10 protein-coding genes are annotated in these 11,759 nt (G+C 71.1%); 8 read left to right on the top strand and 2 right to left on the bottom strand.

Annotation, left to right across the window (positions count from 1 at the left end; translation table 11 throughout):
• Positions 1 to 31: 31 nt before the first annotated feature.
• Together Asi02nite_RS15360 and Asi02nite_RS15355 are read right to left on the bottom strand one after the other, a co-directional pair.
• Positions 32 to 973, bottom strand: a complete 942-nt coding sequence (locus tag Asi02nite_RS15360) for an alpha/beta hydrolase (protein WP_203713529.1) — start codon at positions 971 to 973, stop codon at positions 32 to 34.
• Positions 970 to 1,680, bottom strand: a complete 711-nt coding sequence (locus Asi02nite_RS15355) for a FadR/GntR family transcriptional regulator (RefSeq protein ID WP_203713527.1) — start codon at positions 1,678 to 1,680, stop codon at positions 970 to 972. The genes Asi02nite_RS15360 and Asi02nite_RS15355 overlap by 4 nt, the downstream gene beginning before the upstream one ends.
• A 155-nt stretch (positions 1,681 to 1,835) precedes the next feature.
• Between Asi02nite_RS15355 and Asi02nite_RS15350 the strand changes: the two genes are divergently transcribed.
• From Asi02nite_RS15350 to Asi02nite_RS15315, 8 genes are read left to right on the top strand one after another with little or no spacing between them, the layout of a single operon-like run.
• The gene (locus Asi02nite_RS15350; RefSeq protein WP_203713526.1) at positions 1,836 to 2,597 is read left to right on the top strand and encodes a FadR/GntR family transcriptional regulator; all 762 of its coding nucleotides are present in this window, start codon (positions 1,836 to 1,838) and stop codon (positions 2,595 to 2,597) included.
• Positions 2,594 to 3,853: an ABC transporter substrate-binding protein gene (locus Asi02nite_RS15345; protein ID WP_203713525.1), complete on the top strand. Its 1,260-nt coding sequence runs from the start codon at positions 2,594 to 2,596 to the stop codon at positions 3,851 to 3,853. Before Asi02nite_RS15350 ends, Asi02nite_RS15345 begins: the two co-directional genes overlap by 4 nt.
• Positions 3,853 to 4,761: a carbohydrate ABC transporter permease gene (locus tag Asi02nite_RS15340; protein ID WP_203713524.1), complete on the top strand. Its 909-nt coding sequence runs from the start codon at positions 3,853 to 3,855 to the stop codon at positions 4,759 to 4,761. The genes Asi02nite_RS15345 and Asi02nite_RS15340 overlap by 1 nt, the downstream gene beginning before the upstream one ends.
• On the top strand, positions 4,758 to 5,588 hold the full coding sequence (locus Asi02nite_RS15335; RefSeq protein ID WP_239126734.1) for a carbohydrate ABC transporter permease: 831 nt from the start codon (positions 4,758 to 4,760) through the stop codon (positions 5,586 to 5,588). The genes Asi02nite_RS15340 and Asi02nite_RS15335 overlap by 4 nt, the downstream gene beginning before the upstream one ends.
• A gap of 19 nt (positions 5,589 to 5,607) precedes the next feature.
• Positions 5,608 to 8,670 carry a glycoside hydrolase family 38 N-terminal domain-containing protein gene (locus tag Asi02nite_RS15330; RefSeq protein ID WP_203713523.1) on the top strand — a complete coding sequence of 1,021 codons (3,063 nt, stop codon included), beginning with the start codon at positions 5,608 to 5,610 and terminating at the stop codon, positions 8,668 to 8,670.
• Positions 8,671 to 8,675: 5 nt separating this feature from the next.
• A complete protein-coding gene (locus tag Asi02nite_RS15325; protein WP_203713522.1) occupies positions 8,676 to 9,896 on the top strand; it encodes an enolase C-terminal domain-like protein in 1,221 nt (406 codons plus the stop codon).
• On the top strand, positions 9,893 to 10,930 hold the full coding sequence (locus Asi02nite_RS15320) for an aldose epimerase family protein (protein WP_203713521.1): 1,038 nt from the start codon (positions 9,893 to 9,895) through the stop codon (positions 10,928 to 10,930). The genes Asi02nite_RS15325 and Asi02nite_RS15320 overlap by 4 nt, the downstream gene beginning before the upstream one ends.
• Positions 10,923 to 11,702 carry an SDR family NAD(P)-dependent oxidoreductase gene (locus Asi02nite_RS15315; protein WP_203713519.1) on the top strand — a complete coding sequence of 260 codons (780 nt, stop codon included), beginning with the start codon at positions 10,923 to 10,925 and terminating at the stop codon, positions 11,700 to 11,702. Before Asi02nite_RS15320 ends, Asi02nite_RS15315 begins: the two co-directional genes overlap by 8 nt.
• Positions 11,703 to 11,759 lie beyond the last annotated feature (57 nt).

Below are 11,759 nucleotides of genomic sequence, written 5' to 3'. Positions count from 1 at the left end.
CCCTTGCACACTTGTGCACTTGTATGCAAGCTCAGGATCGGTGGAACGCCCGGCGCAGGGCGACGACCCGTTCGCTGACGGACCGGCGACTCACCGCGGCCGACGGGAAGAACTCCCACCCGTGGAAAGCACCGGGAAACACGTGCAGCTCCGTCGGAACGCCGGCGCGCATGAGCCGGGCCGCGTAGTCGACGCATTCGTCGCGGAACACCTCCAACTCGCCGACGCACAGGTACGTTGGCGGCAGGCCCGACAGGTCCGTGGCCCGCGCCGGGGCCGCGTAGGGCGACACGTCCGGTCCGCCGGCCCGGTCGCCGAGCAGCGCCCGCCAGGCGTAGCGGTTCGACGAGGCGGTCCACCCCATCCGCGGATCGTCGAACGCGGAGCTGGACGGGGTCACTGCGCGATCGTCGAGCATCGGCGCGACGAGCAGCTGGAAGACCACCGACGGCCCACCGGCGTCGCTGGCGCGCAGCGCCGTCGCCGCGGCCAGTCCGCCGCCCGCCGAGCCGCCGCCGATCGCGATCCGCCCCGGGTCGACCCCCAGCTCGGCGGCGTTCGCAAAGAACCAGACCAATGCCGCGAAACAGTCATCGACCTGCGCCGGGTACGGATGCTCGGGCGCGAGCCGGTAGTCGACCGAGACGGTCACGCACGGCACGTCCGTGGTGTAGCCGACCGGTGCCGAGTCGCTGCGCGCGCTGCCCACGAGCAGCCCGCCGCCGTGGATCCACAGCAAACCGGGCAGCACGCCCGTGACGCCGGCCGGCCGGAAGATCCGCACCGGGACCGACCCAGCCAGCTCGTCGGAGATGACGACCCGCGGATCGGACATCGCCGCCGGCTCCGCCAGCCATGGCTCGCGTGCGGCCGGCAACTCCGCGTACGGCCGCGCGCTCAGCTCTTCGAAGGGCGCCTCCAACGAGCCCAGCAGAGCGGCGAGCTCCGGATCCAGGTTGGGGTGAAACGTCATCGGGCCTCCGGGGACAGCGCGGCGGTCACCACCTCGCGGACGTCGCGCAGGTGGTCGGTCATCAGCCGCCGCGCCTTCTCGGGCCGGCGGCCGCGGATGGCCGCCAGTATCGCCCCGTGCACCTCGTGGTCGTGGTCGCGGTCGCCGTAAAGGTCGAGGATGTGCCGCTGCTCCTGGTCGTGCAGGTCGATCAGGGACTCCAGCACCTGGGCCAGCGCACGGTTGCCGCCGAGCCGGCCGATGGTCGAGTGGAAGCCCATGTTGGCGAGATGCAGGCGCTGATCCTCCGCTAAGGCCGCGGTGGTCCGGGAGAACGCCTCGGCCAGCTCCGCGAGCTGCGCGTCGGTGGCGTTGCGGGCGGCCGCTGCGGCCAGGTGCGGCTCGATCAGCTCGCGGGCCTCCAGCAGGTCGCGGATAGCGCCCGCGTCCAGGGGCAGCCGGTTGGGGTTGACCATGATCAGCCGGGCCACGTCGGCCTTCACGTAGACGCCGGAGCCGTGCCGCAGCTCGACCGCGCCGGTCGCCTCGAGCCGGCGCAGCGCCTCCCGCACGGTCGGCACCGCAACCAGGAAGCGCTCGGCCAGCGCGCGCGATGACGGCAGACGGTCACCGGGGCGCAACCCTTCGTCACGGATCTGGGCCAGGATCCGGCCGGTCAGCTCGTCCAGGAGCCGAGGACGGGACACGGGCGTAGCGCTCAGGGACACCAGGACCTCCACCGCCTCGACAGGTCCACATTGTCACGCACTTTCCCGGCCGGACAAGGGTCAGCATCTACCGACCAGACCTCTAGACAGCTAGAGAGCAAGTCATCTAGTCTCTTGCCCACTTAACGCCACGGAAACATGAGGGAGCGTTTGACGTGACGGTCGAGGGAACGCGAACGGACGCCGGCCTACGGCCGAGCCTCTCCGACGCGCTCATCGCCCGGATCGTCGAGCTCATCCGCGCGGACGGCCTCGGGCCCGGTGACCGGCTGCCCGCGGTGCGCGTCCTCGCGGAACGCTTCGCCGTCGCGCAACCCACGATGCGGGAGGCCCTGCGCCAGTTGCAGGCCACCGGCGCGATCGACATCCGGCACGGCTCGGGCATGTACGTGATGGCCGCGCTGGACCGGGTGGTGATCGCCAACCCCAATCCGCCGACGCTCGGCGGCGTCCAGGCCGCGCAACTGCTCGACGCGCGGCTGCTGATCGAGCCCTACCTCGCCGGCCTCGCCGCCCGGCACCGCAACGCCCGGTCGAGCGCGACCCTGCACGCGACGCTCGACCAGGCCGAGCGGCACCTCAGCGGCGACGACGGCCTGCTGCACAACGCGAACACCACCTTCCACCTCCAGGTCGCGCAGGCCAGTGGCCACGGGATCCTGCACGAGGTGCTCGACTCGTTGCTCTCGGTGCACGCCGCCGAACAGCGGGCGATCCTGCACATCTTCGACGACCGGGCTCGCGATCACGAGGAGCACCGGAGCGTCCTGGCCGCCATCGACGCGGGCGACGAACCCCTCGCCCAGAGCCTGATGCGGCAACACCTCGAGGACGTGGCCGACGTCGTACACCGTCGGCTGCCCTCACTACGCCAGTCGGCGGACCCCAAGAAGATCGACGAAAGGTTGGAACGGTGAAACGCTTCCAGCTGGCGATCGCGGCCCTCGCCGCGGTCACGTTGGGCCTCACCGGATGCGGTGGCGGCGGCGATGACAGCTCCTCCGGCGGCAACGCCACGGAGGTCAAGCTCTACAACGACAAGGGTGCCTGGAAGACCTACTTCGAAGGCGTCGGCAAGCTCTCCAAGGAGCAGATCGGGCTCGGCGTCACCCCGGTGGGCTACACCGACCTGCCCACGTACGAGGCGTTCATCAAAGCCTCCTTCCGCACCAACAACAAGCCCGACCTGTTCACCTGGAGCACCGGCGGGCGGCTGAAGGAGATCGTCGACTCGGGCCAGGTGGCCGACACGAGCGACCTCTGGAAGGACGCGATCGCCAACGGCGACGTCTCCGAGGAACTGCAGCCCTACTACACGATCGACGGCAAGCAGTACTGCGTACCGGCGAACGTCTCGTACTGGGTGATGTTCTACAACAAGAAGGTCTTCAGCGACGCGGGCGTGCAGCCGCCGACGAGCTGGGCCGACCTGATCAAGACGGCCGACACGCTCAAGGCCAAGGGCGTCGCGCCCTTCTACCAGACCTCCGTGCTGTTCAGCTTCGTCTGGTTCCAGCAGCTGCTGATCGGCACCGACCCGCAGCTCTACAACGACCTGGCCACGGGCAAGGCGAAGTTCACCGACCCCAAGGTCGTCGCGGTGATGCAGCAGTGGAAGGACATGGAGGACAAGGGCTACTTCAGCGACCCGGGCAGCAAGGACCAGCCCGAGGCGATGCTCAAGTCCGGCAAGGTCGCGATGGGGCTCTTCGGCACCTGGTTCAACACCAACATGACCACCCAGGGCATGAAGCCGGACAGCGACTACGGCATGTTCGTCGTGCCCAACGTGACGCCGAGCCTGCCGACCACCACGGTCGCGTTCGAGAGCGGCCCGCTGTGCTCGCTGACCAAGGCGCCCAACCCCGAGGCCAGCACGAAGTTCATGAAGTGGTGGGTGCAGGAGAAGGCGCAGGACCAGTGGGCCAACAGTCGCGGCGACGTCTCGGCCAACCCGAAGGTCCAGATCAAGGACCCAAGCCTCAACCAGCTCAACAAGGACGCCGGTGAGGGCAAGTACGCGCTGGCCAACCGCTTCTTCGAGGCCATGCCGCCGCCGGTGCTGACCGCGGCCCTGGACGGCTTCGGCGCCTTCATGGTGGACCCGGGCAGCTACCAGAAGCAGCTCGAGAACATCCAGAAGGCGTCCGACGAGTACTGGAAGTCGAACTGATGACGGCGACGACGAGCACCGGTCGCCGGCGGGGCCGGGGCATCACGACCGGCTGGAGCGCACTCGGGTTCATCTCGCCCGCGGTGCTCGTCGTCGCCGCCCTGCTCTACGCGCCCTTCCTCTACACGATCTTCTACAGCTTCACCGACTACGACGGGCTCACCTCGCCGAAGTGGGTGGCGCTGGACAACTTCAAGAGGTTCCTGGACGACCCGGCGCTGACCACCTCCGTCCGCAACACGCTGTTCTGGGTGGTCGGCACCACGGTCGTACCGGTCGCGATCGGCCTGCTGATCGCGCTGCTCAGCTTCGGCATCAAGGGCGGCACGCTGCTGCGGTTGCCGTTCATGCTGCCGTACGCCCTCTCGGGTGCGGGTCTGGGTGTGATCTGGGGCTTCATCCTGCAGAGCGACGGCGCCGCCAACGACCTGCTGCATCTGCTGCACCTGCCGGGTGCCGACATCTCGTTCCTGCAGCAGTCGCCGTACAACACGATCGCGATGATCGTCGCGATGACCTGGCAGCAGAGCGGCGTCAACGCGCTGCTGTTCCTGGTTGGCCTGCAGTCGATACCGACGCCGCCGCTGGAGGCGGCCCGGCTCGACGGCGCTTCCGGCTTCCGGATGTTCCGGCACATCACCTGGCCGCTGCTCGCCCCGCTGACCACCGTGGTGATCGGGCTGTCGCTGGTGGCCAGCCTGAAGACGTTCGACATCGTCTGGGTGACCACGCAGGGCGGTCCCGGCCGGTCCTCGGAGACGCTCGCCGTGACGATGTACCGCGACGCCTTCGTCTCCAGCGACTACGGGTACGGCTCGGCCGTGGCCCTCGTGCTCACCCTGGTCACCGGCGCGGTCACGGTCGCATACCTGCGCTTCCAGATCCGCGGACAGGAGAAGCTGCGATGAAGGAGAGCCGACTGGGCTGGGTGGCCCGCCGCGGCACGCTGGCCGTGCTCGGGCTGATCTGGCTGATCCCGGTCTACCTGTTGCTGGTCAACGCGTTCAAGCCGACCGAAAGCTACGACGCGGAGAAGATCTGGACGCCGGACCCGAACTTCGGGCTGTTCGCCAACCTGCGCGAGGCGTGGGAAGCGGTCGGGCTGGGCGAGAGCATCGCGAGCACCGCGCTCTACAGCGTCACGGGGCCGGCGCTGGCCGTGGTGATCGGTGCGATGGCCGGGTACGCGATCGTCGTGCTCCGCCTGCGCGCGGGCTTCTGGTGGTTCCTGCTGCTCTTCGGCGGCACCGTGTTCCCGTCCCAGATGCTGCTGATCCCGCTGTTCCTCGGCTACAGCTGGGCCGACCTCTACGACCGGCGGTTCGGCCTCGTGCTGATCTACACCGCGGTCAGCATCCCGCTCGCCGCGTTCGTGATGCGCAACTTCTTCACCGGCGTCGCGTACGAGATGTTCGAGGCGGCGCGGGTCGAGGGCGCGTCGACCTGGCTCATCTTCCGCAAGATCTATTTCCCGCTGGCCCTGCCGGCGCTGGGCGCGGTCTTCATCCTGGAGTTCGCGTTCATCTGGAACGACCTGCTCTTCGGCCTGACCTTGTCGCAGAGCGACCCGGTGCGGCCGGTGATGACCACCCTGTCGGCGCTGTCCAGCGCGTACGCCGGAAGCTCCGTGCCCGTGCTGCTCGCCGCCGGTCTGGTCATGTCGTTGCCCACCGTCGCGGTCTTCCTGGCCGCACAACGGATGTTCGCCCGCGGCCTCGCCCTGGGCCAGTTCTGAGAACCTTAGGAAGGACAGCATGACCAGCCGTTTGCTGCGGGCCCGACTCGGCTCGCCGGGCTACGAGGACATGCGCGCGACCCTGAAGGCCGCGGGCACCGCGACCGTCGCGGAGCGCGACGGAGTCAAGGTGACGGCGGCGTCGTTGCCGCTGTTCCGCAAGGACGGCCGCCAGGCGGTCCGGGTGACCGTCCAGGGCGGCAGCGGTGGCACCGCGGCCCTGACCGACGGCGACACCGTCATCGACAGCGGCGCCGTGCAGAGCGGGTGGATCGACCTGTGGCTGCCGGAGGTGACGGCGCCCCGCACGGTGACCGTCAGCGCCGCCGGTCTGGACGGGCCGTTCACCGTCGAGCCACAGCGCAAGTTCACCGTCCACGTCGTACACCACTCGCACCTCGACATCGGTTACACCGACCGCCAGGGCGTGGTGCTCCGCAACCACCTGGAATACCTCGACTCCGCGGTCGAGCTGTCGACCGCGACCGACGAATGGCCGGACGACGCCCAGTTCCGCTGGACGGTCGAGTCCGCGCTGCCGGTGCGGCGGTTCCTCGAGTCGCGCGACGACGCGGCCGTGGCCCGGTTCGTCGAGCTGGTCAAGCAGGGCCGGATCGAGGTCACGGCGATGCCGTACCAGCTGCACACCGAGGCCTGCTCCGTGGAGGAGCTGCACCGGATGCTGCGGTTCACCGACGAGCTGCGGGACCGGCACGGTATCCCGGTCACCTCGGCGATGCACACGGACGTGCCGGGCGCGGTGGTCGGCTTCGTCGACGCGCTCGCGGCCAGCGGCGTGCGGTACCTGTCGGCGGCGCACAACTGGGCCGGCCGGTCCGTGCCGTTCCTGACCGGTGGTCAGGAGCTCGGCCGGCCGTTCTGGTGGCGGTCGCCGGCGGGCAACCGGGTGCTGGTCTGGTTCACCGACAGCTCGCACGGCATGGCCTACATGGAGGGCAACGTGGTCGGCCTGGCGGAGAGCTTCGCCGCCGCCGTCGACTACCTGCCCGGCTACCTGCACCAGCTCGCGCACCGGCCGGTCCCCTACGGCTCGGAGGCGTTCGGCTGGAGCGTGCTCGACGTCGAGGGGCTGTCCAAGCAGCCGTACCCGCACGACCTGCTGCACCTGCGGGTCCAGGGCGGCAACGCCGACAACGCCGGCCCGTCGATCCTGCCGCCGTCGATCGTGCGGGCGTGGAACGAGGCGTACGCGTACCCGAAGCTGCGGATGGCCACGAACACCGAGTTCTTCGAGGAGGCGCAGCAGCGCTTCGGCGAACGGATCGAGGAGCACGAGGGCGACTGGACCGACTGGTGGGCCGACGGCCTGGGCTCGGGCGCCCGCCCGCTCGGCTACGCGCGGCGCGCACAGCACGCCGTGCGGCACGCGGAGACGCTGCACCAGCTCGCCGGCGCGGCCGAGGAGGCGGCGCCCGCGGTCGAGGCGATCTACGACAAGATCGGCCTCTTCGACGAGCACACCTGGGGCGCGGCCAACCCGTGGCACGACCACGAGGACGGCTTCGACTCGGGCGGCATGCAGTGGGCCCGCAAGTGCGAGATGGCGTACGCGGCCGCCGACGACGCCGAGGACCTGCGGCGCGCCGGCGCGCACCGGCTCGGCGCCCGCTACGCCGCCCCCGGGGGCGCGCTGGCCGCGTACCTCGTGACCAACCTCGGCCAGGCCGACCGCACCGACCTGGCCACGGTGTTCGTGCCGGCCAGCACGGTGCCGTTCGAGACGGCGATGTCCATCGTGGACTCCCGGACCGGAGAGGTGGTGGCGCACCACGAGGAGGAGCAGCACCCGAAGGACTGGCCGACCCGGCCGGGCGGGCGCTGGGTCAGCTTCGTGGCCACCGACGTGCCGGCCACGGGCCACGTGCGCTTCGACGTCCGGCCAGCCGACGCCAAGGCTCCGGCTGCGGAGGACCTCGGCCAGACCTGGCAGGTGCAGAACGAGTTCTACCGGGTCGACGTCAACCCCGCGGACGGCTCGATCGCCTCGGTCTTCGACAAGCGGGCCGGGCGGGAGCTGGTCAACCGCGACGCGTACGCCGGCATGAACCAGTACGTCTACGACAAGTACTCGACGGCGCCGCACATCAACCACCTGACCGGCCACATCGAGGCCACCGACGAGCACCTGACGCTGCTCGGCGGCCGCTCGATCGGCCGGCGGCCGACCATCGTGCGGGCGGTCCGGACCGCGGTCGGTGAGACGTTGGAGATCGAGCTCGACGCCGAGGGCACCGGCTGGCTGCGCACCACGATCAGCGTGACCAACGGCGTGCCGCGGGTCGACATCACCAACCGGATGGAGAAGACCGGCACGGCGGCCAAGGAGAGCGTCTTCTTCGCGTTCCCGTTCGCGCTGCCGGCGCCGGTGGCGTGGGAGCTGACCGGCGGCGTCGGGGGCCCCGACGTGGCGACCGTGCCGGGCGCGGCCGCGCACATGAAGCCGATCCGGCACTGGATCGCCTTCGACGACGGCGAGGTCACCGCGGCGTGGGCGACGCTGCAGGCGCCGCTGGCGATGATCGGCGACCTGTTCCTGCCCTACGCGCCGTTCCCGCCCACGGTCAAGCCGGAGCCGGGTGAGCCGGGCACCGTCTACTCCTGGGCGCTGAACAACATCTGGGACACCAACTTCCCGGCGCAGCAGCAGGGCGAGACCACCTTCCAGTACGCGATCACGTCGCGCTCGGGCGCGGACCCGCGCGAGCTCGGCGCGGCGGCCGCCGCGGGGCTGGCCGACCCGTTCGTGGCCGCACCGGTCACCGGCGGGGCCGAGGTGGTCCCGGCCCCGCCGGTGCACCGCTGGGCGACCGTCGACCACCCGCTGGTCCGGGTCGCCGGGTTCGGCCCGTCGCGGCGCGGCCACGACGTCGTGGTCTACCTGTCCTCGACGGCGCCCGAGCAGGTCAGTGTCGCGCTGGGCGTGCCCGGCATGACGGCGGCGAAGGTCGGCACCAGCCTGGAACGCGACCAGGCGCCGCTGGACGTCGCGGGCGGCACGGCCCGCGTGCCCGTACCACCGGGTGGGTTCGTCGCCGTCTCGATCGACCGGGCGGAGGCCTGACCCATATGAAGATCGTCGACATCCGGGCCACCACCGTCACCGTTCCGCTCGAGGCGCCGTTGCGGCACGCGAGCGGCGCGCACTGGGGGCGGTTCGTGCGCACGATCGTCGAGGTCGAGGCCGACAACGGCCTGGTCGGCCTCGGCGAGCTCGGTGGCGGCGGCGAGAGCGCGGAGGCCGCCGTGCGCGGCCTCCGCGACTACCTTGTCGGCCACGACCCGTTCGCGCTGGAAGCCCTGCGGTTCGCGATCGCCAACCCGACGGCGAGCCTCTACAACAACCGGATCCAGCTGCTCGCGGCCATCGAGTTCGCCTGCCTGGACCTGGTCGGGCAGCACCTGAACGTGCCGGTTTACGACCTGCTCGGCGGCAAGATCCGCGACGAGGTCGAGTTCGCGTCGTACCTGTTCTACCGGACGTCGAACGCGGACGGCACCGGCGAGGTGCGCACGCCCGAGCAGCTCGTCGCGCACGCGACGGCGCTCAAGGCCGAGCACGGTTTCACCGTGCACAAGCTCAAGGGCGGCGTCTTCCCGCCGGAGTTCGAGCTCGAGGGCTACCGGGCCCTGGCCGCGGCGCTGCCCGGCGACCGGTTCCGCTACGACCCCAACGGCGTGCTCTCGGTGGCGCAGGCGCGGCGGTTCGGCGAGGCGATCCGGGACCTGCACAACGACTACTACGAGGACCCGACCTGGGGCCTCAACGGGGTACGGCAGCTACGCGACATCGGCATCCCGCTGGCGACCAACACCGTGGTCGTGAACTTCGAACAGCTCGCCACCAACGTGCGTGACCCCGCCGTGGACGTGGTGCTGCTGGACACCACGTTCTGGGGCGGGATCCGGGCCTGCGTCAAGGCGGCGGCGGTGTGCGAGACGTTCCAGCTCGGCGTCGCCGTGCACTCGTCGGGCGAGCTGGGCATCCAGCTGGCCACCATGCTGCACCTGGGCGCGGTGCTGCCGAACCTGTCGTACGCGGCTGACGCGCACTACCACCACCTGACCGACGACATCATCTCCGGTGGCAAGAAGTCCTACGTGGATGGTGCGATCGCGGTGCCGACCGGGCCGGGCCTCGGCGTGCGGCTCGACCGGGACAAGGTGGACGAGTACGCGGAGCTCTACAAGGAGATCGGCGGCTACCCGTACGACCGGGACCCGGCGCGGCCCGGCTGGTATCCGCTGGTGCCCAACGAGCGTTGGGCCGATCCCGCGATCGCGACGTGAGCCCCCGCTGGCGCCCGGCCCGGAACTGGGGTGCCCGGGCGCACGAGGTGACGGTCTTCGGGCATCCGGCCGTGGTGCTGGAGAACGAGCTGCTGCGGGTCACCGTGCTGCTGACCGGCGGGCACGTGGTGGAGTTCAACCACAAGCCGCGCGACCGCGACCACGTCTGGCTGGCGCCGGACGCGGTGCGGCCGCCCGGCGCCGGTGCCGCGGCCGGTGACGACGTCGCCGCGTTCCTCGACAGCTATCCCGGTGGCTGGCAGGAGGTGCTGCCCAACGGCGGCGCGCCGGCCCGCCACCGGGGCGCGGCGCTGGCCCAGCACGCCGAGCTGACCGCGCTGCCCTGGGACGCCGATGTGCTCGTCGACGAGCCGGACGAGGTCGCGGTGCGGCTGTCGGTCGCGACCCGGCGCACGCCGCTGCGGCTGAGCAAGGTGCTCCGGCTGCGGTCCGGCGACCCGACGCTCTGGGTCGACGAGGAGCTGACCAACGCCGCGCCGGTGCCGGTCGAGGCGATGTGGGGCCAGCACCTGGCCTACGGACGGCCGTTCCTGCGGCCCGGGCAGCGGATCACGCTGCCGGACGGGATCCAGGTGCACCCGCACCCGTCCGCGATCAACCCGCCGGTGCGGTCGGTGCGGGCCGGTGGGCCGTACGCCTGGCCCGTCGTTCCCACTCCAGATGGCGGCACGGTCGACCTGAGCGTGGTGCCGGCGGCCGGTGGACCGAGCGAGATCGTCTATCTCAGCGGCTTCGGTGACACCGGCTGGTACGAGCTGCGCGAGCCGGCCGACGGCACGGGCATCCGGGTCAGCTGGGACGCGACGGTACTGCCCTACCTGTGGCTCTGGCACGAGCTGGGCGCGACGGCGGGCTACCCATGGTGGGGCCGGGCCTACGTGGTCGGGCTCGAACCGTTCTCCAGCCACCCGACCGAGGGACTCGCCGCGGCCGTCGCGAACGGCACCGCGCTGACTCTCCCTCCACACGGGACACTTCGCCTCAACTGGTCGACGGAGGTGCTCGATGGGTGAGTTCAACGGCAAGGTGGCACTGGTCACGGGCGGTTCGCTGGGCATCGGCGCGGCGGTGGTCGAGTTGCTGCGCGCGGGCGGCGCCGAGGTGGCGTTCTGCGGGCGGGAACCCGACGCGGTCGCCGCGCTGGCCGAACGGACCGGCACCGCCGGCAGCGTCACGGACGTGACGGACCCGGCGGCGGTGGAGGGGTTCGTCGCCGGGGCGGTCGACCGGTTCGGCGGCCTCGACATCGTGGTGACCAGCGCCGGCGTCCAGCGCTACGGCACGGTCGAGGAGACCTCGGACGCGCTCTGGGCCGAGGTGCTCGACGTCAACCTCAAGGGCGTCTTCCTGACGTGCCGTGCGGCGCTGCCGCACCTGCGGGCCCGCGGCGGCGGCGCGATCGTCGCCGTCTCGTCCGTGCAGGCGTACGTGTCGCAGCAGGGCGTGGCCGCGTACGCGGTCAGCAAGGCCGGCATCAACGCGCTGGTCCGCTCGATGGCGCTGGACCACGCCCGCGAGAACATCCGGGTCAACGCCGTGTGCCCGGGCTCGGTCGACACGCCCATGCTGCGCTGGGCGGCCGACCTCTACAAGGGCGACGCGACGGTCGAGGAGACGGTGGCCACCTGGGGCCGCACGCATCCGCTCGGCCGGGTCGCCCGCGCCGCCGAGGTGGCGGAGGTCGTCGCCTTCCTCGCCGGCGACCGCGCCTCGTTCGTCACGGGCGCCGAATACCGGGTGGACGGCGGCCTGCTCGCCGTCAACCCGGCCGCACTCCCCCGGTAGATGGAGGAAACGCACATGCCCCTCGCTCGTCGATCCCTGCTCGGTGGCGCCGCCGGC

The organism is Asanoa siamensis (genome assembly GCF_016862555.1).
Classification (GTDB): domain Bacteria; phylum Actinomycetota; class Actinomycetes; order Mycobacteriales; family Micromonosporaceae; genus Asanoa; species Asanoa siamensis.
Note: the sequence above shows the minus strand (reverse complement) of the source record. Positions and strands in the feature narration are given on the sequence as shown.

Bases quoted from the DNA above. Each gene is read 5' to 3' on its own strand.
- Asi02nite_RS15360 (WP_203713529.1), bottom strand. From the start codon at position 973: ATGACGTTTCACCCCAACCTGGATCCGGAGCTCGCCGCTCTGCTGGGC.
- Asi02nite_RS15340 (WP_203713524.1), top strand. From the start codon at position 3,853: ATGACGGCGACGACGAGCACCGGTCGCCGGCGGGGCCGGGGCATCACG.
- Asi02nite_RS15335 (WP_239126734.1), top strand. From the start codon at position 4,758: ATGAAGGAGAGCCGACTGGGCTGGGTGGCCCGCCGCGGCACGCTGGCC.
- Asi02nite_RS15330 (WP_203713523.1), top strand. From the start codon at position 5,608: ATGACCAGCCGTTTGCTGCGGGCCCGACTCGGCTCGCCGGGCTACGAG.
- Asi02nite_RS15325 (WP_203713522.1), top strand. From the start codon at position 8,676: ATGAAGATCGTCGACATCCGGGCCACCACCGTCACCGTTCCGCTCGAG.
- Asi02nite_RS15315 (WP_203713519.1), top strand. From the start codon at position 10,923: ATGGGTGAGTTCAACGGCAAGGTGGCACTGGTCACGGGCGGTTCGCTG.